This window comes from Micromonospora sp. MGP-C2 (assembly GCF_057766525.1).
The window spans coordinates 2,436,907-2,462,787 of sequence record NZ_JBYMEN010000002.1 but is presented as its reverse complement, the minus strand read 5'-3'; the positions used below and the strand labels follow the sequence as shown (position 1 = coordinate 2,462,787).

Here is a 25,881-nt window from a genome sequence, read left to right as displayed (position 1 = left end):
CCGCTGCGGCCCCGTCGGTCAGCCGCCGGCCTGGTGGGTGGCCGGGCTGGCGGTCGGGGCGGTGGCGGGTCGCGGCACCGGAGCCACGCCGTCGGGGTTGGTGTCGGTGCCGGACAGGCGACCGACCAGTGCGCCGCCCTCGTCCAGGGCCCGGAGGTAGGAGCGGGCCCACGCCCGGATGTCGTGCTCGTGCAGGTGGGCGCGCATGGCCCGCATCCGTTGGGTGACGTCGGCCGGGCTGGCCCGCAGCGCCGCGCGGAGGCCCTGCTTGAGCCCTTCCAGGTCGTGCGGGTTGACCAGGTACGCCTGGGAAAGCTCCGCGGCGGTGCCGGCGAACTCGCTGAGCAGCAGGGCGCCGGTGTCGTCCACACGGGCGGCCACGTACTCCTTGGCGACCAGGTTCATCCCGTCGCGCAGCGGGGTCACCGCCATCACGTCGGCGACCCGGTAGAGCGCGGCCAGCTCGGCCCGGTCGAAGGGCTGGGTGAGGTAGTGGATCGCCGGCTCGCCGACCCGGCCGAACTCGCCGTTGATCCGGCCCACCTCGCGCTCGATGCGCTCACGCAGGATCTGGTATTGGCCGACGCGTTCCCGGCTCGGCATCGCGACCTGCACCAGCACCGTGTCGCGGACCTTGACGTCGCCGGTGGCGAGCAGTTCGCTGTACGCCTTGAGGCGCTGCTCGATGCCCTTGGTGTAGTCCATCCGGTCCACGCTGAGGATGACCTGCCGTGGGTCGCCGAGATCCTGCCGGAGCCGGCAGGCCCGGGCGGCCACGTCGGGGCGGGCGGCGAGCGCACCCATCTCGGCGGTGTCGATGGAGACCGGGAACGCGCCGATGCGGACGACCCGGTCGTCGATGCCGATCCGGCGGTCGGTGGCCGGCAACTCCAGCACCCTGGTCACGAGCTGGGCGAAGTTGTGCGCCGCCTGCACGCGCTGAAAGCCGACCAGGTCGGCGCCGAGCATGCCGCGCAGCAACTCGGCTCGGCGGGGCAGCTGCATGAACAGCTCCGGCGGTGGGAACGGCACGTGCAGGAAGAACCCGATGCGCAGGTCGGGGCGGAGCGCGCGGAGCATGCCGGGGACCAGCTGCAGGTGGTAATCCTGCACCCAGACCACCCCGCCCGGCTCCGCCACCTCGGCGGTCGCCTCGGCGAAGCGTTGGTTGACCCGCTGGTAAGCCTCCCACCAGCGACGGTGATGCTGTGGCTGCTCCACGGCGTCGTGGTAGAGCGGCCAGAGGGTGGCGTTGGCGAACCCTTCGTAGTGGTCGCGCAGGTCCTCCGGGGTGAGCTCGACGGTGTGCATCCGGACGCCGTCCACGTCCGGCAGCGCGGGGGCCGGGCCGGTGCCGCCGGCCCAGCCGACCCAGGTCGCCGGGGTGTGCCGCAGAAGTGGGTGCAGCGCGCTGACCAGCCCACCGGGACTGCGTCGCCACTCGCAGGCCCCGTCCGGGGCCTGACTGTCGTCGATGGGGAGGCGGTTGGCCACCACCACGAGGGAACTCTGTCGCATCTCGGGCATTCCGATCAGCAGAGACTGACCGCCGCGAGCAAGGGAAAACCGGTCAGTCAGCGGGGGAAGTGACGTAGAGCGGTATTCCTACTGACAGTAAGTTACACCACTGTTACGGCGTCAGCGGGCCGGTGCTGTCCCGGGATGCGGGCCGGAGGTCAGACGACGGCGCCGTTGTCCGGGTCGTCCTCGTCCTCGTCGCCGGGGCGAAGCCGCCAGATCAGCGTGACGAAACCGGCCAGGATGCCGGTGAACCCGAACAGGGTGACCGCCGACCTGTCGATCGGAAGCAGCCAGGGGAAGAGGAAGAGCATGAACCCGACGACCACCCCGAGCACGCCGATCACCGCGTACTTGCTGAACCGGGGGAGCGGTGGCGGCGGGGGCGGGTGGTAACCCTCGTCGTCGTCCTCGTCGTCGGGCAGGTCGGCGCCGAAGGTGTCCAGCCCGTCCAGGAGTGACGGCTCGTCCGGCCGGGTGCCGCGCCCCACCGAGATCCCCGAGATGTCGGTCGCGGACGGCAGCCGGCGCACGTCGGTGGCGGTCGGACCGGGCTCGTCGGCTCCGGAGCGGGCCAGCGGGCCGGCGGTCGACTCGTCGCGGGCGTCCCGTTCGTCCACGTTTTCCGAGGCCGGCCACGGGTGCTCGTCGGTCGTCGGGGTGGTGTGGAAGCCGGCGACGATGCGCGCCCACTCGGCGTCGATGTCCGGTTCGTCGCGGGCTGGCGGCTGCTCCGGAGTGGTCTCGTCGGCGAGCTGGGTCAGGTAGTCCCGTGCGGTGGTCAGGTGCGAACGGTCGACGTAGAGCCGGTCGACCGGCCGGGCCGGAACGGTGGTCGTGCGGGTGACCGGGTTGAGGTCGGCGGAGGGTTGCAGGTAGGCGGCGATCCCGCCAGCGGCCAGCACGTCGAGCAGGTGCTCACCGACGCGCGGATCGACGTCGCCGACGACGGCGTACTCGTTCGCGTCGAGCCCGTTGTCCCGCCGTCCCCGGCGGGCCCCACCCGCTGACACCCGGACATCCCCCTTAACGCGCCTTCCGGCGCGGCCACTCTGCCCCTCGACGCCCGTCCGCACGCCGTGCTCTGAATCGTGACACGTCAGGGCATGGTTCCGGGAGTGCGTTGTGTCGCGTCTTCCAAAGTCACGGCTGCTGCCGCAGGTCACAGCAGGGCTCCTTTGTCCGTTCTTGCGCGACAAGTGCGATCTGTTCTGATGGCGATTCGGGTGGTGCGTGCGGTGGTCGACGGTGACGTACTGATCCTCTGTCCGTGGCTCAGCACGCCACAGCCGGCCCGGTCGGGCTGATCGGCCGACCGGCCAGGGCGAGCAGGCCGGGGGCGTCGTTGCGCAACGCGAAGGTGCGTACCTCCGCACGGATCGTCCGTGCGCCCGCCGGATCGCCGGCGCGGGTCAGCTCCGCCGCCGCGAGCGCGAGCGCCAACACCCGGTCGCTGACGTCGGGGATCCGCCCGTAGGTCTCGGCGGCGGCCAGGTGCAGCTCGGCGGAGCGTCGGTGGTCACCGTCCGCCGCGGCCAGGGCCGCCGTCACGGTCCGCAGGGCCGCCTCCGACCAGGGCGTGCGGTGCCCGACCCGGCCCAGCATCGTGCGGACCCGCACCGCCGCGTCCCGACCGCTCAGGGCTGCGGCGTACGCGGCCGCGGCGATCCACTCGCCACTGGCCAGGGCCGGCACCGCCGACCAACACCCGTCCAGCTCCTCGATCAGCTCCGCCGCCTCGTCGTCGCGCCCCTGCAACGCCCGACACAACGCGGCCATGCTCAGCATCGTCCAGAGCAGCCGGTGGAACCCGCTGCGCCGCGCGGTGTCCAACGCGTCGGTCAGGTCGTCCGGATCCTCGTCGTCGCGCAGCACCAGCAGACAGCAGCGCAACCCGCGCACCTGCATGTCCCAACTCCCGGTGGGCGTGTCCACGAATGCCTCCGCCGCCGCGAGGAGCCGGCCGAAGTCGCCGTCGAACCAGGCGCGCATCGCCTCCGCCGAATAACTGGTCGTCAGGGTCTGACCGCTGGCGGTCCGCGCCGGTGCGGCCGAGAGCAGGGCGTCGGACCGCAGCCAGTCGCCCTCCTCCCGGATCGCCCAGGCGAGGTTCTGGGTGGCCCGGGGCAGCGCCAGCAGTTGACCGGCGCGGGCGAACTCGACGATCGCGTGCAGCTCGTCCAGCCCGACCCGGTCCCCGGACTGGTAGCGGGCGGTGGCCGCGGTGATCCGGGCGTTGGTGCGGGTCTCGGTCAGGCCCAACCGCTCGGCGATCTCCGCCGCCGTGTCCGCCGCCGCGACGGCCGGGTCCCGCTCGTAGTTGAGCATGTGCAGCCGGCCCACCTCGGCGTACGCGTCCGCCTTCTGCGGGGTGTCCGGTAGTGGCTCGAACAACTGCACCGCGCGGTCCAGGCAGGCCAACGCGTCGCCGCGGTCGGCCCGCAGCCAGGCGGCCTGGCCGAGCAGCGTCCACGCCCGGGCGGCACAGGCGTTGTCGCCGTGCGACAGCAGCCGGTCGGCGAGGGTGTGCACCTGCTCCGCGCCGCCGCCGGAGAGGAACGCGTTGCCGTCCCGGTAGAACGAGATCTCCGTGCTCAGCAGCTCCAACTGGAGTCGGCCCACCGGGTCGCTGTCGTCGGCCAGGCCGAGTGCCCGGCCGGCGTGGCTGGCCGCCGCGTCCAACCCGTGCAGCGCGTACGCCCGTCGGGCCGCCCGGTGCAGCGCCTGCCGCGCCGGGCCGGCGTAACGCCGCACCTGCATGCCCAGCGAGCGGGCGATCTCGTGCGCCGCCCAGCGGTGGTGGGCGAGCACCTCGGCCAGGTCGGTGTCGCGGGAGTGCGACAGCGCGTCGAGCCAGTCGGCGGCCCGCTCGTGTCGGGCCACCCGCTCGGTGCGCGGCAACCGCTGGTAGCAGACGTCGCGGACCAGCACGTGGCGGAACCGGAACTCCGCCTGCCCGGCCATCGTCGACGCGGCCTGCTCGTGCACGAAGTCGCGCTGTTCGAGTCGGCGCAGCGAACGCTCGACCGACTCGACCTGTTGCCCGAGCGCGGCGGCGACCGCGCCGGGCCAGAACTGCACCCCGACCACCGATGCGGCCAGCAGCACCGCGCGGTCGTTGGCGTCCAGCAGGTCCACCCGGTTGGCGATCACCGCGTGCACGCTCTCCGGCATGGTCAGCTCAAGCTGCTTGTCCAACGACCATCCCCGCCCCGACTGACGCAGCGCCCCCTGCTCGATCAGCATCCGGACGTACTCGTGCGCGTAGAGCGGGTTGCCGCCGGCCACCTCGATCAGCGGGGTCAGCATGTCGGCGGAGAAGGCCGCCTGGCCGAACAGGTGCGCGTACAGGGCGGCGATGCCGGTGTCGCGCAGTGGCGGCAGGGTGATGGTCACCGAGCCGGTGATCGTCCCGGCCCAGCTCGGGTCCCGGTCGACCAGCTCCGGACGGGCGGTGCAGAGCAGCAGCAGCGGCACGTCGCGGGCCGCGGCCCCGAGCAGCTCCACGAAACGCAGCATCGCGTCGTCGGCCCAGTGCAGGTCCTCGAAGACCAGCACCGTGGGACGCCGGGTGGCCAGCGCCAGCAGGAAGCGACGCCACGCCGACTCCGCCTCCTCGGCCGGCAGCGGTGTGCCGGGCAGCCCGACCAGCGGGCGCAGCGCGTCCACCACCCGGTCCCGTTCGCCCGGGCCGATCAGCTCGCCCACGGCGGCGGCCAACCGCTGCGCGGCGCTGGCCGCCGGGTCGGTGTCGAGGATGCCGGCCTCGGACTTCACGATGTCGGCGAGCGCCGCGAAGGTGACGTTCTCCCCGAACGGCGGGCAGCGCCCGGTGCGCCAGGTCAGCGGCTCGTCGACCAGCCGGCCGGTGTGCCGGTAGAGCTCCCGCAGCAGGCGGCTCTTGCCGATGCCGGCCCGGCCGAAGATGGTGACCACCTGCGGTCGCCGGTCGCGCAGCGACCGGTGCAGGGCGTTGACGAGCATCCCCAGCTCGTGTTCCCGGTCGACCAGCGGTGTGGTGTCCGGCTCCCGGTCGGTGGGCTGGCGACGCAGCGGGGACAGCGCGAGCCACACCTCGGTCGGTGACGACCTCCCGCGCAGGGTGACGGGGGGCTGCTCCTCGTAGCGGATCGCGTCCTTGGTGAGCGCGTGGGTAGTGCCGCAGACCAGCACCCCTCCGGGCGGCGCGACCGACTGCATCCGGGAGGCGGTGTTGACCACGTCGCCGGCCACGATGGCCTGCCCGCCGTCGCGCGCGGCGGCCACGTCGACAAGCGCCTCGCCGGTGGCCACCCCGACCCGGAACCGCAACTCGGTGCTGCCGGTCGGCGCGAACCGGGTGAGCACCCGTTGCAGCTCCAGACCGGCCCGCACGCAGCGCAGCGCGTCGGTCTCGGTGGCGATCGGAGCACCGAAGAGCGCCATCACCGCGTCCCCGATGTACTTCTCCACCACCCCGCCGTACTGACCGACCACCCGACGGGCGGCGGAGAAGAACCCGGTCTGCATCCCACGGACCTGCTCCGGGTCGGCGCGCTCGACGTACGGCGTGAAGTCGATCAGGTCCACGAAGAGCACGCTCACCCGGCGGCGGTCCTCCTGCGGGGTGACCACGGCCGGTCGGTCCGCGCCCGGTCGGGGCGACCCGCAGGACGTGCAGAACGTGACGTCCGAGGCGAGGGGGCGCAGGCAGTGCGGGCACACCGCGCCCAGCTCGGCGCCGCAGCCGCCGCAGAAGCGGTCCCCGTCGGCGGCCGTGCGTCCACAGCGTCCACACTGCGTGGCGATGACATCCCCCAGAGGTCAACGGGTCGACGCCGATGGCGCGTCCCCTGACCGGGATTATCGCCCCCGTCGGCCGCTGTCAGGTACCGGCCTGTTGGCTTGTGGACAGTCACCGAGGGTGCTGACCGACTAGATTCAGGCGGCCAGATATCGATCAGGGACCAGAGGGGGACAGGTCAATGGTGTACGTCAAGCTGGAGAGCGACTGGACCGACGGCAACGGGGTCAGCCACTCCGCAGGCGACTCGGTGGACGTCGACGCCGCCACGCTCGCCACGCTGCAGGCCGAGGGGATCGTCAGCGAGCAGTCCCACGGCCCGGGTGGCGACGGCAAGGGCCCGGACAAGTGGGCCGGGCCGGGCAGCTCCGGGGTGTGACCCCACGCCGATGACGCCGAACGGCCGGGTCTCCCACGGGTGACCCGGCCGTTTCGTGCTGCTCGTGAGGTGTCAGCGGTCGTTCATGCCGGCGCGGCGGCGCAACGCGGCCACATCCGTCACCACGATCCGGCGGCCCTCCGTACGCAGCCAGCCGCGGCTGGCGAACGAGCCGATCGCCTGGTTGACGCTCTGCCGGGAACCGCCGGCCATCTCGGCCAGCTGACTCTGGTTGAGCTCGATCGTGATCATCGGTGCCTGGCTCTCGCCGGCCAACCGGACCAGCGTCTTGGCCACCCGACCGGGCAGGTCGAGGAAGACGTGGTCGGCGTTCTGCTCGGTGAGCCGGCGGATCAGCCCGCCGAGCGAGCGCATCACCGCGTCGAGGATGCGAGGGTTGGAGTGCACCAGCTCCATGAACGCGCCCCGGGAGAGCGCCAGCGCGGCGCAGTCCTCAATGGCCTCCGCCGAGGCGGACCGGGTGGACGCGTCGAGCAGGGAAACCTCGCCGAGCACGTCCGGTGGTCGGATGACCGACAACACGGCCCGCTCGCCGGTGGGCGCGGTCCGAAAGACGGCCACCGCGCCGCGGCGCAGCACGATCAGTGATTCGCCGGGGTCGTTCTCCACGAAGAGCAGTTGGCCTTTGCGGTAGGTGCGTGGGACGGCGGCGGCGATGACACGCTGTCGTACCTCAGGCTCCAACCCGGCGAACATCTCGACACCCGTGAGCGCGTCACCCGGCTCCGGCAGGCGCATCTCCACGGCCCAACCCCTCCCCGGTCATGGACCACAAACTCGCTCACCGGGTGAACCTGATGGCCCTGACAAGGTGAACTGACACCGATTCGGCGTCCGGTAGCGGTACACATCAGATCATGACGGTCCCGTCGCTTGCTGTACACCCCTCGAAGCACTTCCGTGACCGTCGCGAGCTGCGGCGTACCCGTTTTGGAGCTGCCGGTCCGGCCTCGGCGCCCGCGTGACCGCCAGTGCCGGGGCGGACCCCCGCCGGGAGCGGCCCCGCGGCGGTGGGCGAGGATGGCCGGAATGGTCTACCGCTACTTCTACGACTGCGAGTTCATCGAGGACGGCACCACCGTCGACCTCGTCTCGATCGGTGTCGTCGACGAGTACGGCCGCGAGTTCTACGCGGTCTCCACCGAGTTCGACGACTCCCGCGCCGTGCCCTGGGTCCGGCGCAACGTGCTGGACAAGCTGCCCTCCCCGGCGGACCGGGCCTGGCGGTCGCGCGAGCGCATCCGCGACGACCTGTACGACTTCCTGGTCGAACCGATTCGGGACCGGCCGGGCGAGCAGTTGGAGCTGTGGGCCTGGTTCGCCGCGTACGACCACGTGGTGCTCGCGCAGCTCTGGGGTGCGATGCCGGCGCTGCCCCGGGAGATCCCCCGCTACACCAAGGAGCTGCGGCAGCTCTGGGACGACCGTGGCCGGCCGGCTCTGCCCGAGGCGGACGCGGCCCGGCATGACGCTCTCGTCGACGCCCGGCACAATCTGGCCCGCTGGCGGGCGATGACGACCCGCTGAACGCCGGTCGTACCGTCGTAGGTTTGACCGGTTCTGTCCCGGGCATCGGTTCGACGAACCGAAGCGGAGGAGAGTGCCATGAGCAACGAGCCGACCAACGCCGTCGAGGCCCGCGCCCGGGTCACCGAGCTGGCCCGGGCCGCACGGATCTGCATGCTCACCACGATCGCCCTGGACGGGCGACAGGTGAGCCGGCCGATGGGGCTCCAGGAGGCCGAGTTCGACGGCGAACTCTGGTTCTTCGCCGACGCCGACTCGGCCAAGATCCGTCAGATCCGGGTGAACCCGGAGGTCAACGTCGCCTTCTCCGACCAGAAGCACAACGCCTGGGTGTCGATCTCCGGGACCGCCACCGAGGGGTTCGACCGGGCCCGGGCCGAGCAGCTGTGGAACCCGCTGCTCAAGGCGTGGTTTCCCGACGGGCTGGAGACCCCCGGTCTCACGTTGATCAAGGTGCACGCCAGCTCGGCCGAGTACTGGGACTCGCCGAGCAGCACCGTGGTCAATCTCTTCGGCTACGCGAAGGCGGCGGTCACCGGTCAGCCGCCGAACGCCGGGGAGAACCACGAGGTGACCTTCTGAGCCGCGTCGCCCCGGGGCGCGCTGTCGTCGCACCGGCACGCCGACTACAGTTCGCAGTGACGGCCCGCCCCGGGCCGGCAACGGCGCCGATGGTCTGACCTGACACATACCCTGGGGCATATCGGGCTTTACCTGATGCTCCAGGAGGATGACGGATCATGCGTATCGGCGTGCTCACCGGCGGCGGCGACTGCCCAGGTCTCAACGCGGTCATCCGGGCGGTGGTCCGCAAGGGTGTCGCCACGTACGGTCACGAGTTCGTGGGCTTCCGGGACGGCTGGAAGGGCCCCCTGGAGGGTCTGTCCCGCCCCCTGGACATCGCTGACGTCCGCGGCATCCTGCCCCGCGGCGGCACCATCCTCGGCTCGTCCCGGACCAACCCGTTCAAGATCGAAAACGGCGTCGAGCGGATCAAGGACAACCTCGCCGCCCAGGGCGTGGACGCGCTCATCGCGATCGGCGGCGAGGACACCCTCGGCGTGGCCACCAAGCTCTACGAGCTGGGCGTGCACGTGGTCGGCGTGCCGAAGACGATCGACAACGACCTCGGCGCCACCGACTACACCTTCGGCTTCGACACCGCTGTCAACATCGCGATGGAGGCCATCGACCGCCTGCACACCACCGCGGAGAGCCACCACCGCACCCTGGTCGTCGAGGTGATGGGTCGGCACGCCGGCTGGATCGCCCTGCACGCCGGTCTGGCCGGCGGCGCCAACGTGATCCTGCTGCCCGAGCGGCAGTTCGACGTGGAGCAGGTCGCCGGCTACGTCGAGAAGCGCTTCCAGCACCAGTACGCCCCCATCGTGGTCGTCGCCGAGGGCGCCCAGCCGCTGGACGGCCAGATGGTCCTCGCCAACCAGGAACTGGACTCGTTCGGTCACGTCCGCCTCGGCGGCATCGGCCAGTGGCTCGCCGAGCAGCTGGAGGCCAAGACCGGCAAGGAGGCCCGCACCGTGGTGCTGGGCCACATCCAGCGCGGTGGCACCCCGACCGCCTTCGACCGGGTGCTCGCCACCCGCCTGGGCCTGCAGGCCATCGACGCGGTCAACGACGGCGACTGGGGCAAGATGGTCGCGATGCAGAGCACCGACATCGTCCGGGTGCCCCTCGCGGAGGCCACCCGCGAGCTGAAGACCGTGCCGCTGGAGCGGTACGCCGAGGCTGAGGTGTTCTTCGGCAGCTGATCGACGGTAGGCGGCGCGGCGGGCCTGCGGGTCCGTCGCGCCGCGACCCGATGCGGCGCGGCAGACCTGCGGGTCCGCCGTGCCGCGCCCGATGCGAGAGGGGTACGGCCGAGATGTCAGCCGGGGTGCACACGGTCGCGGTGATCGGCGCGGGCAAGATCGGTGAGCTGATGCTCTCCGGGCTGCTGCGCTCGGGTTGGCCGGTGGACCGGCTGCTGGCAACCGCCCGCAGACCGGCCCGCGCCGAGGAGCTGACCGCCCGCTACGGCGTACGGGTCGTCGACAACCTCACGGCGGTGGACGAGGCAGCGGTGCTCGCGGTCTCGGTGAAGCCACAGGACGCCGCCGCGCTGCTCGACGAGATCGGCCCCAAGGTGCCGGCCGACAAGCTCGTCATCTCGCTCTGCGCCGGCCTGCCCACCAGCTTCTTCAACCGCAGGCTGCCCGACGGCACCCCCGTGGTCCGGGTGATGACCAACACCCCGGCCCTGGTGGACGAGGCGATGACCGCGATCTCGGCCGGCGCGTACGCGACCGGGGCGCACCTGGCGTTGGCCGAGGAGATGTTCAAGCCCCTGGGCCAGACGATCCGGGTGCCCGAGTCGCAGCAGGACGCGGTCACCGCGCTCTCCGGCTCCGGCCCGGCCTACTTCTACCTGCTGGTCGAGGCCATGATCGACGCCGGCATCCTGCTCGGCCTGCCGCGGCAGGTCGCCCACGAGCTGATCGTGCAGACCGCGATCGGTTCCGCGGTGATGCTGCGCGACTCGGGCGAGCACCCGGTCAAGCTGCGCGAGGCGGTCACCTCACCGGCCGGCACCACCATCTCCGCGATCCGCGAGTTGGAGAAGCACGGCGTACGCGCCGCGATGCTCGCCGCACTGGAAGCTGCCCGCGATCGCGCCCGCGAGCTGGCGGCACAGGCCGACTGAGCATTCCGGGCCCGTCCGGGAGCCGAGCGTGCCGCATACTGGCCTGGTGTTCACACTTGCCCAGGCCCGGCACCTGGTGGCCACCCTCCAGCCGCGCGTCAACGAGCTGATCCGGGTCCGGGCCGACCTGGCCGAGCTGCGCGCCGACCTGGCCGACCACGGCGTCAGCGCGCTCGGCGGGCTGGCCGAGGTCAAGGGGCTGGAGGCCCGGCTGCACGCCGTCGTCGACGAGCTGCACCAGCACGACATCCAGGTCAAGGGCATCGCTCCGGTGCTGCTCGACTTTCCCGGCGAGCGCGCCGGCCGCGCCGTGCTCTGGTGCTGGCTGGAGGGCGACTCCGACGTGCGCTGGTACCACCGGGCCGAGTGCGGCTTCGCCGGCCGCCGCCCCCTCTGACCCACCCCACCAGCCCGCCCCGCCCAGCCACGCGCTTGATCGACTCGGGATCCTGAAAGTCGGGGTGTCCGGGTGGGGTGGACACCCCGATTTCCTTGAACCCGAGTCGATCAAGCTTCGGTCACCGCGAAAACCACGATGTTGTCCCGGTAGTGCCTGCTGCGCCGGTCGAAGTCACCTCCGCAGGTGACCAGCCGCAGCTCCGCGCCGGGCGTCGGCCCGTAGACCGCGGCGGTCGGGAACTGGTCCTTGCGCGCACGGATCGACCCGGTCACCCGGAACGACAGCCGTTGCCCGCCGCGCCACACGTCGACCCGGTCGCCGGGCCGCAGTTCGTCGAGCCGGGCGAAGACCGCCGGGCCGCGCCGCGAGTCCAGGTGGCCGGCGAGCACGGCGGGGCCCGTGTCGCCGGGGGCCGGGCCACCGCCGTACCAGCCGGCGGTGTCGAAGTCGGTTGGCGGGACCAGGGCACCGCTGCGGTCGAGGCCCAGCACCGTCAGCGTGGAGTCGACGCCGATGCGCGGTACGCGTACCCGCGTGGGTGGACCCTGTGCCGTGGGCGCGGCGGCCACCGACGGGCAGTCGTCGGTGCAGCCGGGGTGCCAGGTCGCGGTCGGGGCGCCGGGCCGGTGGTGGCCAGCCCGACCCCGGTGCCGGCGGCCAGGCAGACCGCCGCGCCGGCCGCGACCAGCCCGACCAGCGGCACCCGGCGGTCGCGGTGCCGCCGGATCGACGGGTCGGGCCCGGTGGTCACCAGGTGGTGCGCCGCCGCCGGCGCCACATCAGCAGGACCACCGCGACGGCCGCCGCGGCCAACCCGCCGGCCACCAGGGGGTACGCCCCGAGGCCGGTCCTGGCGGTGCCGCCAGCGCCGGTGTCCACCCCGCCGGCGGGAACGACGGTGCCGCCCTCGGCGTCGCGGCGCAGCTCGGCGGTCAGCCCGCCCTGCTTCGCGTCGAGCACCAGCAGTGAGTAGACCGCCCCGCCGACGAGCCGCACCTCGGCGTCGGTGCTCGGCCCACCGGCACCCGTCAGCCGCAGGCGCCAACTGCCCGGGTCGACCTGCTGGTATGCGGTCGTGGTCGCGAACTGCACACCGTCGGCGATCATCGGGCCGTCGGCGGCGGCCACGTCCAGCACCGGGGTACGCACGGAAGCCTGCACGACGCGCACCTTGGCGCGGCCCTGCGTGGGGGCGCTGAGGTCGTCGTTGAGCACCCGCAGCCCCAGGTCCGCGTGTCGGCCGACACCGGCCACCGTGTACGCGTCGCCGCTGGCCACCGCGACCTCGGTGGTGAGCACCGGGGGATCGCTAGCGGGGGCGCCGGCCTCGCGCATCGCCACCGCGTACCGCCCGGGTGCGAGTTCCAGGTAGTCGGAGACCACGCCGTAGCCGACCCCGGGGAAGACCCGGGGTTTCGTGGAGTCCGGCGCGGCCAGGTAGACGTCGACGGCGGGGGTGTCGGGGGAGAGGTGGGCCAGCCGGACGTAGCCGACCGTGTCCGTGCCGGTCGCGGCACCGGCCGGAACCGGGACGCCGGTGGCAGCGAGAGCGGTGGTGATCAGGAGCGCGCCGGAGCCGGCCAACAGCCGGCGGGGAAGGGTACGGAGCGTGTACATGTCGCCTCCGGAAGCACTTTCGGTGAGCGGGCGGCAACCCAGAGAACAGGGTCCCGTGCGCGGGACTGCAACGCAAGTTGCGACGAGATGTTTCTCGCCGTGTCCCCGCCGCTGTCCGGCCGCCACCGCCCCCGCCGCCGCCCCGCTCCGCCCGTCGCCCTCGCCCCGCACCCCCTCCCAAGATCCGCGCAACTTCGGCGAAGTTGCTGCCTCGTTCCGTGTTGAGGCAGCAACTTCCCCGAACCTGCGCGGATCTTGGCTCTTCGACGTGGGCGCGAGAGGGGCGACCTGTCGTCACCCCTCTCGGACGGCGAGGAGGCCCAACAGGTCGGGAACTCCTCCTGGGCCTGCCTCGGCGACCCGGAGCAGCCGGAGACCGGCCGCCACTGTCGCGTTGACCAGGTCGGCGAGAGGGAGGTGCCAGGCGCCGAGCCGTACCCGGACGCCGCTGGTGTTCCAACTGTCGAAGCTGCGCGACCGGTCGGCGTATCGCTCATCGACGACGACGCTCGGATGCCGACCCCAGTCGGCGAACGCGCCCACGAAGCACGGGTGCACGCCCACGTGCACGAAGCGACCCCCGGGGCGCAGCACGCGGGCGACCTCGCGCAGCATGGCCGGGTAGTCGGGCATGTCGGTGCTGGCCAGCACGCACATCGCGGCTGGCAGCGACGCGTCGACGAACGGCAGGGCGGTCGCGTCGCCCCGCGTCACCGGCAACCGCCCGCTCGCGTGCCGCAACTGCCCTCCGGACAGGTCCACGCCCATCGGCGTCCAACCCAGACCGCCGGGTACGGTCGCGTGCGCACCGGTGCCGCAGCAGATGTCTAGGCAGACACCCTCGCCTGGGCCGAGCAGGTCCTCCACGGTGGCGTGCACCCGGCGGAGATAGTCACCCCCGCCCGAGATGAAGCCCTCGTACCAGTCCGCGTGGGCGTCGTACGCCGGTGTGCTCGTCGTTCCCATCCGTCGATGCTAGGAATCGGAGCCGCCCACGCCATGCCCGTTCTTCCGAGGGCAGACGTGCCGGCGTCTGCCACTACGGGCCGCCGCGGACGGTCGTGCTCGCTTATCCTCGATCGATGCGGGATCGCCGGGTGGCGCTGGTGTGGACGGCCTTCGTCGTCGTCGCGCTGGTGTCCTGCGTGCTCGTGCTGCGCCGCGATGACCGCCTCTCGGACCTGCACATCTACTACGGCGCACTGTCCGATCTGCACGCCGGTCGCCCGCTGTACGAGTTCAAGGCGGCCAACGGTGGGCCATTCACGTACCCGCCGTTCGCGGCACTCGTGCTGGGTCCGATCACCGCCGTGAGTGAGGGCGTACTCCAGGGGATCTGGCTGGTGGCGACGTGCGCGGCGGTCGTCGCCGTCGCCGGTGCGGTCGGTGTCGCGTTGACGACCCGGCAGTCCCGGCGACCGCTCGTGGTGGCGGTGGCCGCCACGGTGCTGATGCTGTCCGCGCCGGTGCAGAGCAATCTGCGCTTCGGTCAGGTCAGCATCTTCATCGTGCTGATGGCCCTGCTCGACGGGATGGGCGTCGTCCCGCCCCGGCTGCGCGGGATGTTGGTGGGGGTCGCCGCGGCGATCAAGCTGACGCCGCTGCTGTTCGTGGTCTACTTCCTCGCCACGGGCCGCTATCGCGACGCCGGGCGCGCGGTGGCGACCTTCCTGGCCTGCGCGGCTCTCGCCGCGGTGGTGTTGCCGGCGGAGAGTTGGACATACTGGACCGAGGCCGTGCGGCAGACCTCGCGGATCGGCAACCTCGCCTCGCTGGGCAATCAGTCAGTGCACGGGATGTTGCTGCGCGTCGGCGTCGACGAGGCGACACTGCCCCTGCTCTGGGCCGGTCTGGTGGCGCTCGTGTGCGCGGCGGCGCTGCTGCGGGCCCGACAGTTGACGGTGGAGGGCCGTCCGGGGCACGCGGCCGTGCTGGTCGGCTGCGCGACCGTCGCCGCGTCCCCGGTGTCCTGGACCCACCACCAGGTGTGGCCGGTGCTCGCCGCGATGCTGCTGATCGGCGCGTCCGGCGTCGCCCAGCGCGCCGCCGGCGTGGCGCTGCTCGCCGCGATGGTCGTCTCGTTGGGTGCGGTCCTCAGCCCGGTGTCGGCACGGCCGGGCGTGCAGTTCCTCTTCGAGAACGCCCGCGCGATCGGGGTGTGCCTGCTGTGCCTGGTCGGCTTCGGCGGCGTCGCGGTCGCCGCCACCCGAACGGCTCGCCGGCCTGCCGGCGGGCGGGGTTGGTTGCGGGTGGGTGTCACGGCAACGGTGGCGGTCGCGTTCTTCGCCGTGCAGCCGCTGCCCGCCGGGGCGGACCCCACCTTCAAGGCGTACGCCCTCGACGACGTGGTCAACCCGCGATACTTCTTCGTGTGCCGTGGCCCGGTCGAGTGCGCCGCCTACGGCACCGACGCGCCGGTCACCTTCGGCACCCGCGCCGAGAAGACCAAGGTACGGGTCAACGGCGTGGTCTCCCCGCAGGTGACCCGCCTGGAATACTTCTCCGCGCCCGGCGGGGCGCCCCGGGCCATCCCGCTGCTCGACGCGTACCCGGGTAGCCGGACGTTCTCGTTCCGCTCGGCGAACATGGCGCAGGGGCGGCTCGTCGCGTACGCCTCGGACGGTCAGCCGATCGCCAGCTACGACGAGGAACTCGCAGCCGCCCTCCGTACGACCACCCGGTAGGTGATCGGGGAGGGCGGCGGCGGAGCTCAGCGGGTCGCGGCGGCCAGGGCGGCGCGCAACTTCTCGGCGTCACCCGGTGCCGGGTGCTCCCAGTCGGTCGGCGTGGCGGCGTAGATCGTGCCGTACGCCGGGGTGTCCGGCTGGTAGCGCCACCCCTCGGCCAGCGGGCCCACATCCACCGCGTCGTAGCCGATCCGGTCCAGGAAGGCTGTCACCTCGGCCTTCGCGGCGGCGTCGTCGCCGGCGATGGCGATGGCGCTGCGGTCGGCCGCACCGGACGGGCGGGGAAGCTCGGCCAGGCCCTTGTAGTAGATGTTGTTGAAGACCTTGACGACCCGCGAGTCCGGCAGGTGCCGCTGGAGCAGTTCGCTGCTGGTGGTCTCGCCCGAGTCCAGCTCCGGGAAGGCCCCGTCGCGCTGCGGGTAGTAGTTGTTGGTGTCGATGACGACCTTGCCAGCCAGCGGCTCGACGGGCACGGCGCGGTACGCCTTCAGCGGCACGGTGACCACCACCAGGTCGCCGACCTGCGCCGCATCCTGTGCCGTGCCGGCGCTGGCGTGCTCGCCCAGCTCGTCGACGAGGTCCTTCAGCGTCTCCGGGCCCCGCGAGTTGCTCAGCACCACGTCGTAGCCGGCGTCCACCGCCAGCCGGGCCAGGGTGCCGCCGATGTTGCCACTGCCGATCAGTCCCACAGTTGTCATGTTTGATCCAACTCCGTCCACCCGCGAGGCATTCCGGTTGCCCGGTGTCGATCGGCTGCGCAGACTGCCGGGCATGCGCTGTCTCGTCGAGGACCTCGCGACCTTCGCCGTCACGGCGGGTGCCTGGCTGAGCCGCGAGCCCGTCCTGCACAACGTACTGCTCACGCTCGTCGCTGACCGGCTCTCCGGTGACGTGCCACTCTCCGGTGACCCGGACCGTCGCGCCGCCCTCAGAGGTGTTGATCAAGAGGTTTGCGTCGGAAACCGACCCCGGGCTGACGCAAACCTCTTGATCACCGCTCTCAGGCGGGGAGGACCTTGTCGACTGCTGCCTGGAGGTCGGTGGACTCGGGGGTGACCGTGGGGGCGAAGCGGGCGGCGACCGTGCCGTCCGGGGCCACCAGGAACTTCTCGAAGTTCCACCGGACGTCACCGGTGTGCCCGTCGGCGTCCGGGGTGTCCACCAGCGCGGCGTAGAGCGGGTGCCGGTCGGGCCCGTTGACGTCGACCTTCTCGGTCAGCGGGAAGGTCACCCCGTAATTGACCTGGCAGAAGTCGCTGATCTCGGCGGCGCTGCCCGGCTCCTGCCCGGCGAACTGGTTGCACGGCACGCCGAGCACCACCAGGCCACGGTCGGCGTAGGTGTCCGCGAGCGTCTGGAGGCCGGCGTACTGCGGGGTGAGGCCGCAGCGGGAGGCCACGTTGACGACCAGCAACGCCTTGCCGCGGTAGCGGGCCAGGTCGGCGGGTCCACCGTTGAGGGCGTCGATCGGGATGTCGAAGACGGTCATGGGCCGAGGTTACGCGCCGGGCGCCGAGCGGCCGGGGGACGGGCCCGACGGGTGCACTCCATGCACCAGAGGAAATCGAAACATGCACATCTTGACGAAGTGATGACGCCGTGAGTACCGTCTCACCATCGCTTTTGGAAAGTTTCCTAACAGTTCGGGAGACGCCTCATGAAAAGATCGCTCCGCCGGGCCCTCTGGGCCGGTGCCGTGGTCGCCGTGACCGTCGCTGCGGTACCGGTGACGACTGCCTTCGGCGCCGGCACGGTCACCACCACGTTCACCAGGGCACAGGACTGGGGGACCGGTCACGAGACGAGGGTGACCGTCACCAACGGATCAAGTGCCGCCATCAGCACCTGGCGCATCGAGTTCGACCTACCGTCGGGCACCACCATCAGCAGCGCCTGGGACGCCGACGTCACCAGCAGCGGCAACCACTACGTCGCGGTCAAGAAGAGCTGGGCCGGCGGCATCGCGCCCGGTGCCTCGTTCAGCTGGGGCTACAACGGCACCGGCGCCTACAAGGCGCCGCTGAACTGCACCATCAACGGTGCCGCGTGCGGCGGCGGAACGCCGCCGCCGACCACCACGCCACCCACGACCACGCCGCCGACCACGACGCCACCCACCACGCCCCCGCCCACCACGCCGCCGCCGACCACGCCGCCTCCCGGTGGCAAGAAGGTCGTCGGCTACTTCGCCGAGTGGGGCGTCTACAACCGCGGCTACCACGTCAAGAACATCCAGACCAGCGGCTCGGCCGCCAAGCTGACCCACATCCTGTACGCCTTCGGCAACACCACCGGTGGCCGCTGTTCCATCGGCGACACCTACGCCGACTACGAGAAGGCGTACACGGCGGCGGAGAGCGTGGACGGCGTCGCCGACACCTGGGACCAGCCGTTGCGGGGCAGCTTCAACCAGCTGCGCAAGCTCAAGCAGATGAACCCGCACCTCAAGGTGATCTGGTCGTTCGGCGGCTGGACCTGGTCCGGCGGCTTCACCCAGGCCGCGCAGAACCCGGCCGCGTTCGCCGAGAGCTGCCACAACCTGGTCGAGGACCCGCGCTGGGCGGACGTCTTCGACGGCATCGACGTCGACTGGGAGTACCCGAACGCCTGCGGTCTGACCTGTGACACCAGCGGCCCGAACGCGTTCAAGAACGTGATCAGCGCGCTGCGGTCGAAGTTCGGGTCCAGCGCTCTGGTCACCGCCGCCATCACCGCGGACGGCAGCAACGGCGGCAAGATCGACGCCACCGACTACGCCGGCGCCATCGGCAACCTCAACTGGCTGATGCCGATGACCTACGACTACTTCGGGGCCTTCGCCGCGCAGGGTCCGACGGCACCGCACTCCCCGCTCACCTCGTACACCGGCATCCCGCAGCAGGGCTTCAACTCCGACGCGGCGATCCAGAAGCTCAAGAGCAAGGGCGTCCCGGCCAACAAGCTGCTGCTCGGCATCGGCTTCTACGGTCGCGGCTGGACCGGCGTCACCCAGGCCGCACCGGGTGGCAGTGCCACCGGAGCGGCACCGGGCACCTACGAGGCGGGCATCGAGGACTACAAGGTCCTCAAGAACACCTGCCCGACCACCGGCACCATCGCCGGCACCGCATACGCCAAGTGCGGCAGCAACTGGTGGAGCTACGACACCCCGTCGACCATCAACGGCAAGATGACGTACGCGAACAACCAGGGCCTCGGTGGCGCGTTCTTCTGGGAGCTCTCCGGTGACACCAGCAACGGCGAGCTCATCGGCGCCATCAAGGGCGGTCTCGGCTGAGCCGATGCCGGCGCAACACCCACACGGCGGGGAGGGGCCCGCACCGTCCCTCCCCGCCCGTGACACCACGGCCCGGCCGGCGCCCAGCGTCGGCCGGGCCGCCGTCATTGGGCTGGCCCAGCTCGATGTGGCAGACTCGCGGCTCGGCACGTCTCGATCTCGATGGCACCGGCGACGGAGGTGGTCATGCGCCCGACCCACCGCAGGCTGGCGGCAACCGCCGCCGGGCTGGTGCTGCTGCCGGTCGCCCTGGTCGGCTGCGGGATCGGCGGCGACGACACCAAGGCCGAGCCCACGCCCAAGCCCGCGCGGGCCCCCGCCGAGGAGGCCGCCGCCCGCTCCCGCGAGCGCGTGCAGGCGTACCTCGACGCGATGACTGCGAAGGACGTCGCCGCCGGCCGCAGCCAGCTCTGCGCTCTCCTGCACGACGGCTTCGACCTGGGTGCCACCGGGCCCAACGGTGACTTCGCCGACCACTTCCAGGTGCCGGAGGCGGCCATCACGGACATCCGGTCCGGTCCGCTCGGGCAGGAGGTCAGCGTCTCGGTCTCGGTCACCGCCGGCAAGCGCACCGTCACCCGTCCGCTGGTGTTCACCGTGACCCGCGACGGCAGCGACTGGTGCATCGCCGGAGAGGCGCCCACCGGCCCGCCGGGTGCCAAAGCGCCCCCGACCGGCGTCGCCCCCACCCCCGCGTCCTGACCGGCGCCGGGCGGGTTGATCTCCCATCTGCCGGAACCGTCCCCCTCGCCGCCCGGTCACCCCGACGGTCGCCGTACGCTTTCTGTCATGCGCCATGAGTGGCATCAGCTGAGCCATCCCGCGGTGAGCAGCCCGGGCCTGCAGACCAGCCGACCGACAGTCGACTCCGCCGAGGACGCCGCGCTCGGGCTGGACCGATGGCGGGATCTGCCCCGCGAGCAGGTCCCACCGTGGTCCGACCCGGCCGCCGTCGCGGCGGTCTGCAAGGTCCTCGACACCGTGCCGTCGGTCGTCGCGCCCTACGAGGTGGACCAGCTCCGGCAGAAGCTCGCCCTGGTCTGCGAGGGCAAGGCGTTCCTGCTCCAGGGCGGTGACTGCGCCGAGACGTTCGTCGACAACACCGAGAGCCACCTGCTGGCCAACGCCCGCACACTGCTCCAGATGGCGATCGTGCTCACCTACGGCGCGTCCCTGCCGGTGGTCAAGGTCGCCCGGGTGGCCGGGCAGTACACCAAGCCCCGCTCGCTGCCCACCGACGCGCGGGGCCTGCCCGCGTACCGCGGCGACATGATCAATTCGCTGGAGGCCGACCCGGCCGCGCGGGTCGCCGACCCGCAGCGCATGATCCGGGCGTACGCCAACTCGGCGGCGGCGATGAACATGCTCCGGGCGTACCTCGCCGGTGGGCTCGCCGACCTGCACGCGGTGCACGACTGGAACAAGGGCTTCGTGAAGAACTCCCCGGCGGGGGAGCGCTACGAGGCGATCGCTCGGGAGATCGACCGGGCGCTGGCGTTCATCCGGGCCTGCGGGATGACCGACGACGAGGCCCTGCGTACGGTCACGCTCTACTGCTCCCACGAGGCTCTGGCCCTGGAGTACGACCGGGCGCTCACCCGGGTCTCCGACCGTCGGGCGTACGGGCTCTCCGGGCACTTCCTCTGGATCGGCGAGCGCACCCGGCAGATCAGTGGTGCGCACATCGACTTCATCTCCCGCATCGCCAACCCGATCGGCGTCAAGCTCGGCCCGACCACGTCCCCGGACGAGGCGATCGAGCTGTGCGAGAAGCTCAACCCGGACAACATCCCCGGGCGGCTCACCTTGATCAGCCGGATGGGCAACCACCGGGTACGCGACGCGCTGCCGCCGATCGTCGCCAAGGTCACCGCCGCCGGCGCCAAGGTGGTCTGGCAGTGCGACCCGATGCACGGCAACACGCACGAGTCGTCCAACGGCTACAAGACCCGGCACTTCGACCGCATCGTCGACGAGGTGCTCGGCTACTTCGAGGTGCACCGGGGGCTGGACACCCACCCCGGTGGGCTGCACGTCGAGCTGACCGGTGAGGACGTCACCGAGTGCCTGGGCGGCGCCCAGGGCATCGAGGACCTTGACCTGCCCGACCGGTACGAGACCGCCTGCGACCCGCGACTGAACACCCAGCAGTCGTTGGAGTTGGCGTTCCTCGTAGCGGAGATGCTCCGTGGCTGACGCGAGGAGTGAGCTTGCGAGCCCCGCAGTCGGCAGCCGAAAGGACAACAGTGGCTGACGCGAGGAGTGAGCTTGCGAGCCCCGCAGTCGGCAGCCGAAGGGATGATCATGGCTGATCTGTTCGTGGACCTGCGTTCCGACACGGTGACCCGGCCCACCGCCGGGATGCGGGAGGCGATGGCCACCGCCGAGGTCGGTGACGACGTCTACGGCGAGGACCCGAGCGTCAACGCGCTGGAGGCCGAGGTCGCCGCGTTGTTCGGGCACGAGGCGGCGCTGTTCGCCCCGAGCGGGTCGATGGCCAACCAGATCGCCCTGCAACTGCTGGTGTCGCCCGGCGACGAGCTGCTCTGCGACGCGGACGCGCACGTGGTCACGTACGAGATCGGCGCGGCGGCCGCGTACGGCGGGATCTCTTCGCGGACCTGGCCTGCGGTGGGCGCGGACATCGACCCGGAGGTGGTGGCCGGGATGATCCGGCCGGACGGCTACTTCGCCGTTCCGACCCGCGCGATCGCCGTCGAGCAGACCCACAACCGGGGCGGTGGCGGCGTGATTCCGCTGGCCACCCTGCGGGATCTGCGGGGGGTCGCCGACGACGCGGGTGTCGCGTTGCACTGCGACGGTGCTCGGATCTGGCACGCGCACGTCGCGGACGGGGTGCCCCTGATCGAGTACGGCCGGCTGTTCGACACGCTGTCGGTGTGCCTCTCCAAGGGCCTCGGCGCGCCGGTCGGCTCGCTGGTGGTGGGCAGCGCGGACAAGATCGAGCGAGCTCGGATGATCCGTAAGCGGATGGGCGGCGGCATGCGTCAGGCCGGCATCCTCGCCGCGGCCGGCCGGTACGCGCTCGCGCACCACGTCGACCGGCTGGCCGACGACCACGCGAAGGCGGCCCGGCTCGCCGAGGCGGTCGCGCCGTTCGGCGTGCTGGCGACCACGGTGCGCACCAACCTGGTCGCGTTGGATCTCACCAAGCACACCCTGGACGCGCGGGCCCTGGCCGCCGCGGCGCGGGCCGAGGGCGTACTCATCTCGGTGCTCGGCCCCCGCACCGCCCGCCTGGTCACCCACCTGGGCCTCGACGACGCGGCCATCGACCGCGCGGTCGCGGCCCTGCCCCGCATCCTCGCCGCGTCCTGACCTCCGGCCGGCGCCCTCGCACGACCCGGTGATCCGGTGCCCTCCCACGACCTGGTGATCAAGAGGTTCGCGTCAGATTCCGGCCTCCGGATGACGCAAACCTCTTGATCACCGAGGTGAGGTCAGGGGTGGGGCCAGGGGTGGGCGGGATCAGAGGGCAGGGGTTAGGCGGGTTAGCGTTGTTATGTCGGCGGCGTGGCCGATCTGCTTCTCGCTCGGGGTCTCCACGACGAAGGGGACGCCGGCGGTGGCGGGGTGGGTCATCAGCTCGGCGAAGGCGGGCTCGCCGATGGTGCCCTTGCCGATGTTCTCGTGCCGGTCCCGGGTGGAGCCGCACAGATCCTTCGAGTCGTTGGCGTGGACCAGCCGCAGCCGGTCCGCACCGACCGTGGCCACCAGCGTGTCCAGGGTCGCCGTCATGCCGCCCTCGGCCGCCAGGTCGTGACCGGCCGCCCAGGCGTGGCAGGTGTCGAAGCAGACCCCGAGCATGGGGTGCCGGTCCACCGCGTCGAGGTAGGGCCCGAGCTGCTCCACCCGGGAGGCCAGTGACCGACCACCGCCCGCGCTCGGCTCGACCAGCAGCATCGGCCCGCCGGCTTCGGCGGCCCAGTCGAGCAGCGGCAGCAACTCCTCGCGGACCTGTCGCATCGCCGCCTCGGCGTACCCCTCGTCCACCGAACTGCCGGCGTGGAACACCACCGCCTGAGCACCGATCGCCACGCCCCGACGCAACGCGTGCGCCAGCGTCTGTGCCGACTTCTCGACAGTGGCCGGGGTGGGCGAGCCGAGGTTGACCAGCAGCGAGGCGTGGATGAACGCCGGAATGCCCCGCTCGGCGCAGCCGTCGCGGAACAGGGCGTCCTGCACGGGGTCACCGTTGGGCAGCGCCCAACCCCGCGAGTTGGAGACGTAGACCTGCACCACCTGGGCGCCCGTCGCGTCGGCGTACGGCAGGGCGGCCTTGGCCAGCCCACCGGAGGTCGGAGTGTGCGCGCCCACCGGACGCGAGGTGACCGCCGGCATCAGAAGCACGTGAGGGTGACCGGGGTGCCCGGCGGCACCTGCGAATTCTCGCCCGGGACCTGGATCCGGACCACGGCGTTCGGGTTGACCACGACGGTCACCGGGAAGCCCTGGCTCTCCAACGCCTGCTTGGCCTGCTGACACGGCAGGTCGATCACCCGGGGCACGACGATCGCCGGCGGGCCCTTGCTGACGTCCAGCTTGACCTGGGTGCCCTTTTCCACGCCGGCGCCATCGGCTGGGCTCTGGCCGAGGATCTCGTCCCTGGGCTTGTCGGAGTCCTTGTAGGTCGGCACCAGCACCAGGTTGAGCTGGGCCAGAATGGTCCGGGCCTCGGTCAGGCTCTTTCCGACCAGGTTCGGCACCGACACCGGCGCCCTGCCCCGGCTCACAATGAGGGTGATCTTCGCGCCGGGTTTGACCTCGCTGCCCACCTTGGGGGAGGTGTCCAGCACAACCCCGGACGGCAGGCTGTCGTCGTAGCGGGAGGCTCCCTTGGCCACCACCAGCTTCACGTTGACCAGGTCCGCCTCGGCAAGCTCGAACTCCTTGCCGATCACGTCCGGCACGGCGAAACGCTCCGGGCCGAGGGAGAGGGTCAGGGTGATCGCGTCACCCTTGACGATCCTGGTGGCGGACGCCGGGCTCTGCGCCAGCACGCTGTCCTTCGGGGCCTGCTCGTCGAAGCGCGGCTCACCGTACTTCAGGGTGAGCCCGGCACGGTCGGCCTGCGCCTGCGCCTCGGCCTTGCTCAAGCTCACCAGCTGCGGGGCATCCGTGTAACGACCGACACCGAACCACCAGCCACCGATCGCGGCCACCAGGCCCAGCGTCACCACCACGGCCGCGACGGCCAGCCGGCCGCGTTGGCTCGCCATCAGGGTGTTGCGCAGCGCTGCGAGTCGGGACCCCAGGCTGTCCGCGGGCTCCGGAGCGGCCCGACGTCGACCCGGCCCCTGGCTGCTGGCACCCTCGGGCAGCCGCGCCCAGGACGGGCGGGCAGGAGGGCGGACCGTCGCGACCACCATGGTCGGTTGAGAGAGTGGCTCGCCGCTCACCGGGCGGAGCACGGCGGTGTGGCTGTTGGCGTCGCCCAGGCGATCCCGGGCGGCCTGCACCTCGGTCAGCAGCGCGCCGGCGTCGGCGGGCCGGGCGTCGGGATCGCGCCGAGTCGCCCGCTGCACCAGGTCGTCGAGGACCGACGGCAGGCCGGGCACCAGCGTCGAGGGTGCCGGCACGTCCCGGTCGACGTGCTGCCAGGCGACGTCCACCGGGCGGTCCCCGTCGTAGGGCACGCGGCCGGTGAGCATCTCGAACAGCACGATGCCGGCCGAGTAGACGTCGGTACGTGGATCGGCACGGCCCTCGGTGACCAGCTCCGGGGCGACGTACGCCACGGTGGCCATCAGCTGGTTGCCCTGCTCCTCGTCGGCGCTCGCCTCGACCGCCCGGGCCAGCCCGAAGTCGGCCACCTTGACGACGCTGTCGACCAGGTTGGCCACGCCGCCGGTGGGTGCCTCGGCGACCAGCACGTTCTCCGGCTTGACGTCGCGGTGCACCAGACCGGACCGGTGCGCGGCGGCGATCGCGGCGAGCATCTGCTCGACGATGGCCAGCGCCTCGTCCGAGTTGAGCCGGCGACGCTCGGCCAGCACGTCGCGCAGCGTGCGACCGCGGACGTACTCCATCACCAGGTACGGCAGACCGGCGTGGGTGCCCTGGTCGTAGACCGCCACCACGTTCGGGTGGGTCAACCGGGCGATGGTCTTCGCCTCGTCGGTGAACCGGGCCACGAAGTTGGCGATCCGGGCTCGGGCCTCCGGCGCCTGGGTCGGATGAATGATCTTGACTGCGACGGTGCGCTCGAGGCGCTCGTCGGTGGCGGTGTACACGGTCGCCATGCCACCACGGGCCACGCGACCGCGAATGCGGTAGCGCCCGTCGATCAGCGAGCCCAGCAACGTGTCGGCGACCTGAGTGTCCATCGGCAGGGAGTCTATGTGTCCAGGGGGTGAAGGATGAACAGGATGCTACAGCCGTACGCCGAACTGGAACGTCCCGCCGCGCTCGCCGCCACTCACCCGCTGGTCAGCGACGCGGACGGGACCGGGCGCCGATCGGTCGTCCGGGGTGCCGGTGGCTCGTCGCGGCGACGACGTGGCAGGGTGGTCGGGTGACCGAACCCGTACCCGACCAGGCCGTCCCCGGCCCGGAGCTCGCCGGACCCACCGACCCGGCCGGTTGGCTGACCCTGCCCGACGTCGCCGAGCGCCTCGACGTGTCGATCAGCAAGGTGCACCAGATGATCCGTGACCGGGAGTTGCTGGCGGTCCGCCGCGACGGCGTCCGCCGGATCCCGGTGGACCTGGTGGCCAACGAGACAGTGCTCAAGCACCTGCCCGGCGTGCTCAACCTGCTCTCCGACAACGGCTACGACGACGAGGCCGCCCTGCGCTGGCTCTACGAGCCGGACGACACGCTCCCCGGCGCCACCGCCGCAGCCGCCCTGTCGGGCGACCAGGCCCGCGAGGTGAAGCGCAGAGCCCAAGCCCAAGCCTTCTAACCCCACCCCCACCCCCCAGGGCCCCCACCCACCCCGTCGATCATGA

Annotated in this window: 24 protein-coding genes; 13 read left to right on the top strand and 11 right to left on the bottom strand. The window is 71.9% G+C overall.

Features of this window, described 5'->3' with window-relative positions:
- Window positions 1–18: 18 nt before the first annotated feature.
- From AC3CF1_RS10795 to AC3CF1_RS10785, 3 genes are all read right to left on the bottom strand, one after another.
- Window positions 19–1,518: an alpha,alpha-trehalose-phosphate synthase (UDP-forming) gene (locus AC3CF1_RS10795; RefSeq protein ID WP_488450339.1), complete on the bottom strand. Its 1,500-nt coding sequence runs from the start codon at window positions 1,516–1,518 to the stop codon at window positions 19–21.
- A 158-nt stretch (window positions 1,519–1,676) separates the two neighbouring features.
- A complete protein-coding gene (locus AC3CF1_RS10790; RefSeq protein ID WP_355163408.1) occupies window positions 1,677–2,531 on the bottom strand; it encodes a DUF308 domain-containing protein in 855 nt (284 codons plus the stop codon).
- A 262-nt stretch (window positions 2,532–2,793) separates the two neighbouring features.
- Window positions 2,794–6,306, bottom strand: coding sequence for an adenylate/guanylate cyclase domain-containing protein (locus tag AC3CF1_RS10785; protein WP_488452066.1), 3,513 nt, complete (start codon window positions 6,304–6,306; stop codon window positions 2,794–2,796).
- A gap of 176 nt (window positions 6,307–6,482) precedes the next feature.
- Between AC3CF1_RS10785 and AC3CF1_RS10780 the strand changes: the two genes are divergently transcribed.
- Window positions 6,483–6,680 (top strand): hypothetical protein, encoded by a 198-nt coding sequence (locus tag AC3CF1_RS10780; RefSeq protein WP_088949427.1) that lies wholly within the window; start codon window positions 6,483–6,485, stop codon window positions 6,678–6,680.
- 72 nt (window positions 6,681–6,752) lie between these two features.
- On the opposite strand, the gene AC3CF1_RS10775 is transcribed toward AC3CF1_RS10780, so the two are convergent.
- Entirely contained in the window at window positions 6,753–7,445 is a 693-nt protein-coding gene (locus AC3CF1_RS10775) for a Crp/Fnr family transcriptional regulator (protein ID WP_007463121.1), read from the bottom strand.
- Window positions 7,446–7,730: 285 nt separating this feature from the next.
- Between AC3CF1_RS10775 and AC3CF1_RS10770 the strand changes: the two genes are divergently transcribed.
- From AC3CF1_RS10770 to AC3CF1_RS10750, 5 genes are all read left to right on the top strand, one after another.
- Window positions 7,731–8,228, top strand: coding sequence for a polyadenylate-specific 3'-exoribonuclease AS (locus tag AC3CF1_RS10770; RefSeq protein WP_088949426.1), 498 nt, complete (start codon window positions 7,731–7,733; stop codon window positions 8,226–8,228).
- A 78-nt stretch (window positions 8,229–8,306) separates the two neighbouring features.
- Window positions 8,307–8,810, top strand: coding sequence for a pyridoxamine 5'-phosphate oxidase family protein (locus AC3CF1_RS10765; RefSeq protein ID WP_355160903.1), 504 nt, complete (start codon window positions 8,307–8,309; stop codon window positions 8,808–8,810).
- 158 nt (window positions 8,811–8,968) lie between these two features.
- On the top strand, window positions 8,969–9,997 hold the full coding sequence (locus tag AC3CF1_RS10760; RefSeq protein WP_088949424.1) for a 6-phosphofructokinase: 1,029 nt from the start codon (window positions 8,969–8,971) through the stop codon (window positions 9,995–9,997).
- A gap of 113 nt (window positions 9,998–10,110) precedes the next feature.
- On the top strand, window positions 10,111–10,929 hold the full coding sequence (gene proC, locus AC3CF1_RS10755; protein ID WP_088949423.1) for a pyrroline-5-carboxylate reductase: 819 nt from the start codon (window positions 10,111–10,113) through the stop codon (window positions 10,927–10,929).
- 46 nt (window positions 10,930–10,975) lie between these two features.
- The gene (locus AC3CF1_RS10750) at window positions 10,976–11,326 is read left to right on the top strand and encodes a DUF2203 domain-containing protein (protein WP_088949422.1); all 351 of its coding nucleotides are present in this window, start codon (window positions 10,976–10,978) and stop codon (window positions 11,324–11,326) included.
- Window positions 11,327–11,436: 110 nt separating this feature from the next.
- Here AC3CF1_RS10750 and AC3CF1_RS10745 read toward each other — a convergent pair whose 3' ends face one another.
- The 3 genes from AC3CF1_RS10745 to AC3CF1_RS10735 form a co-directional block, all read right to left on the bottom strand.
- Complete coding sequence (locus AC3CF1_RS10745; RefSeq protein WP_488450334.1) at window positions 11,437–11,898, bottom strand: class F sortase; 462 nt, start codon at window positions 11,896–11,898, stop codon at window positions 11,437–11,439.
- Window positions 11,899–12,076: 178 nt separating this feature from the next.
- The gene (locus AC3CF1_RS10740; protein ID WP_210794932.1) at window positions 12,077–12,946 is read right to left on the bottom strand and encodes a DUF4397 domain-containing protein; all 870 of its coding nucleotides are present in this window, start codon (window positions 12,944–12,946) and stop codon (window positions 12,077–12,079) included.
- A gap of 294 nt (window positions 12,947–13,240) precedes the next feature.
- Window positions 13,241–13,912: a class I SAM-dependent methyltransferase gene (locus tag AC3CF1_RS10735; RefSeq protein ID WP_488450332.1), complete on the bottom strand. Its 672-nt coding sequence runs from the start codon at window positions 13,910–13,912 to the stop codon at window positions 13,241–13,243.
- Window positions 13,913–14,028: 116 nt separating this feature from the next.
- Between AC3CF1_RS10735 and AC3CF1_RS10730 the strand changes: the two genes are divergently transcribed.
- The gene (locus AC3CF1_RS10730) at window positions 14,029–15,630 is read left to right on the top strand and encodes a glycosyltransferase 87 family protein (RefSeq protein ID WP_488450330.1); all 1,602 of its coding nucleotides are present in this window, start codon (window positions 14,029–14,031) and stop codon (window positions 15,628–15,630) included.
- A 26-nt stretch (window positions 15,631–15,656) separates the two neighbouring features.
- Here AC3CF1_RS10730 and AC3CF1_RS10725 read toward each other — a convergent pair whose 3' ends face one another.
- Together AC3CF1_RS10725 and AC3CF1_RS10720 are read right to left on the bottom strand one after the other, a co-directional pair.
- Window positions 15,657–16,331, bottom strand: coding sequence for an NADPH-dependent F420 reductase (locus tag AC3CF1_RS10725; RefSeq protein WP_210794927.1), 675 nt, complete (start codon window positions 16,329–16,331; stop codon window positions 15,657–15,659).
- Between the two features lie 302 nt (window positions 16,332–16,633).
- A complete protein-coding gene (locus AC3CF1_RS10720) occupies window positions 16,634–17,122 on the bottom strand; it encodes a glutathione peroxidase (RefSeq protein WP_179780240.1) in 489 nt (162 codons plus the stop codon).
- 168 nt (window positions 17,123–17,290) lie between these two features.
- On the opposite strand from AC3CF1_RS10720, the gene AC3CF1_RS10715 reads away from it, so the two are divergent.
- From AC3CF1_RS10715 to AC3CF1_RS10700, 4 genes are all read left to right on the top strand, one after another.
- Window positions 17,291–18,910 carry a glycosyl hydrolase family 18 protein gene (locus tag AC3CF1_RS10715; protein ID WP_141910558.1) on the top strand — a complete coding sequence of 540 codons (1,620 nt, stop codon included), beginning with the start codon at window positions 17,291–17,293 and terminating at the stop codon, window positions 18,908–18,910.
- Window positions 18,911–19,096: 186 nt separating this feature from the next.
- Window positions 19,097–19,612 carry a nuclear transport factor 2 family protein gene (locus AC3CF1_RS10710; RefSeq protein ID WP_210794921.1) on the top strand — a complete coding sequence of 172 codons (516 nt, stop codon included), beginning with the start codon at window positions 19,097–19,099 and terminating at the stop codon, window positions 19,610–19,612.
- A gap of 87 nt (window positions 19,613–19,699) precedes the next feature.
- Complete coding sequence (locus AC3CF1_RS10705; RefSeq protein WP_088949414.1) at window positions 19,700–21,106, top strand: class II 3-deoxy-7-phosphoheptulonate synthase; 1,407 nt, start codon at window positions 19,700–19,702, stop codon at window positions 21,104–21,106.
- A 108-nt stretch (window positions 21,107–21,214) separates the two neighbouring features.
- Window positions 21,215–22,249 (top strand): threonine aldolase family protein, encoded by a 1,035-nt coding sequence (locus AC3CF1_RS10700; RefSeq protein WP_210928768.1) that lies wholly within the window; start codon window positions 21,215–21,217, stop codon window positions 22,247–22,249.
- Window positions 22,250–22,399: 150 nt separating this feature from the next.
- Here AC3CF1_RS10700 and AC3CF1_RS10695 read toward each other — a convergent pair whose 3' ends face one another.
- Window positions 22,400–23,272, bottom strand: coding sequence for a deoxyribonuclease IV (locus AC3CF1_RS10695; RefSeq protein ID WP_354983523.1), 873 nt, complete (start codon window positions 23,270–23,272; stop codon window positions 22,400–22,402).
- On the bottom strand, window positions 23,272–25,257 hold the full coding sequence (gene pknB / locus AC3CF1_RS10690) for a Stk1 family PASTA domain-containing Ser/Thr kinase (RefSeq protein WP_488450326.1): 1,986 nt from the start codon (window positions 25,255–25,257) through the stop codon (window positions 23,272–23,274). Before pknB ends, AC3CF1_RS10695 begins: the two co-directional genes overlap by 1 nt.
- Before the next feature lie 42 nt (window positions 25,258–25,299).
- Here pknB and AC3CF1_RS10685 point away from each other — a divergent pair, with 42 nt between their 5' ends.
- Window positions 25,300–25,449 (top strand): hypothetical protein, encoded by a 150-nt coding sequence (locus AC3CF1_RS10685; RefSeq protein ID WP_355160893.1) that lies wholly within the window; start codon window positions 25,300–25,302, stop codon window positions 25,447–25,449.
- Entirely contained in the window at window positions 25,446–25,835 is a 390-nt protein-coding gene (locus AC3CF1_RS10680; RefSeq protein WP_355160892.1) for an Rv2175c family DNA-binding protein, read from the top strand. Before AC3CF1_RS10685 ends, AC3CF1_RS10680 begins: the two co-directional genes overlap by 4 nt.
- The last annotated feature ends 46 nt before the right edge of the window (window positions 25,836–25,881 follow it).

What these genes read in the sequence shown, in the direction of transcription:
- AC3CF1_RS10795 (WP_488450339.1), bottom strand. Translation starts at nt 1,518, where the DNA reads ATGCGACAGAGTTCCCTCGTGGTGGTGGCCAACCGCCTCCCCATCGAC.
- AC3CF1_RS10780 (WP_088949427.1), top strand. Translation starts at nt 6,483, where the DNA reads ATGGTGTACGTCAAGCTGGAGAGCGACTGGACCGACGGCAACGGGGTC.
- AC3CF1_RS10770 (WP_088949426.1), top strand. Translation starts at nt 7,731, where the DNA reads ATGGTCTACCGCTACTTCTACGACTGCGAGTTCATCGAGGACGGCACC.
- AC3CF1_RS10765 (WP_355160903.1), top strand. Translation starts at nt 8,307, where the DNA reads ATGAGCAACGAGCCGACCAACGCCGTCGAGGCCCGCGCCCGGGTCACC.
- AC3CF1_RS10760 (WP_088949424.1), top strand. Translation starts at nt 8,969, where the DNA reads ATGCGTATCGGCGTGCTCACCGGCGGCGGCGACTGCCCAGGTCTCAAC.
- proC (WP_088949423.1), top strand. Translation starts at nt 10,111, where the DNA reads ATGTCAGCCGGGGTGCACACGGTCGCGGTGATCGGCGCGGGCAAGATC.
- AC3CF1_RS10740 (WP_210794932.1), bottom strand. Translation starts at nt 12,946, where the DNA reads ATGTACACGCTCCGTACCCTTCCCCGCCGGCTGTTGGCCGGCTCCGGC.
- AC3CF1_RS10735 (WP_488450332.1), bottom strand. Translation starts at nt 13,912, where the DNA reads ATGGGAACGACGAGCACACCGGCGTACGACGCCCACGCGGACTGGTAC.
- AC3CF1_RS10730 (WP_488450330.1), top strand. Translation starts at nt 14,029, where the DNA reads ATGCGGGATCGCCGGGTGGCGCTGGTGTGGACGGCCTTCGTCGTCGTC.
- AC3CF1_RS10725 (WP_210794927.1), bottom strand. Translation starts at nt 16,331, where the DNA reads ATGACAACTGTGGGACTGATCGGCAGTGGCAACATCGGCGGCACCCTG.
- AC3CF1_RS10720 (WP_179780240.1), bottom strand. Translation starts at nt 17,122, where the DNA reads ATGACCGTCTTCGACATCCCGATCGACGCCCTCAACGGTGGACCCGCC.
- AC3CF1_RS10715 (WP_141910558.1), top strand. Translation starts at nt 17,291, where the DNA reads ATGAAAAGATCGCTCCGCCGGGCCCTCTGGGCCGGTGCCGTGGTCGCC.
- AC3CF1_RS10710 (WP_210794921.1), top strand. Translation starts at nt 19,097, where the DNA reads ATGCGCCCGACCCACCGCAGGCTGGCGGCAACCGCCGCCGGGCTGGTG.
- AC3CF1_RS10705 (WP_088949414.1), top strand. Translation starts at nt 19,700, where the DNA reads ATGCGCCATGAGTGGCATCAGCTGAGCCATCCCGCGGTGAGCAGCCCG.
- AC3CF1_RS10700 (WP_210928768.1), top strand. Translation starts at nt 21,215, where the DNA reads ATGGCTGATCTGTTCGTGGACCTGCGTTCCGACACGGTGACCCGGCCC.
- AC3CF1_RS10695 (WP_354983523.1), bottom strand. Translation starts at nt 23,272, where the DNA reads ATGCCGGCGGTCACCTCGCGTCCGGTGGGCGCGCACACTCCGACCTCC.
- pknB (WP_488450326.1), bottom strand. Translation starts at nt 25,257, where the DNA reads ATGGACACTCAGGTCGCCGACACGTTGCTGGGCTCGCTGATCGACGGG.
- AC3CF1_RS10685 (WP_355160893.1), top strand. Translation starts at nt 25,300, where the DNA reads ATGCTACAGCCGTACGCCGAACTGGAACGTCCCGCCGCGCTCGCCGCC.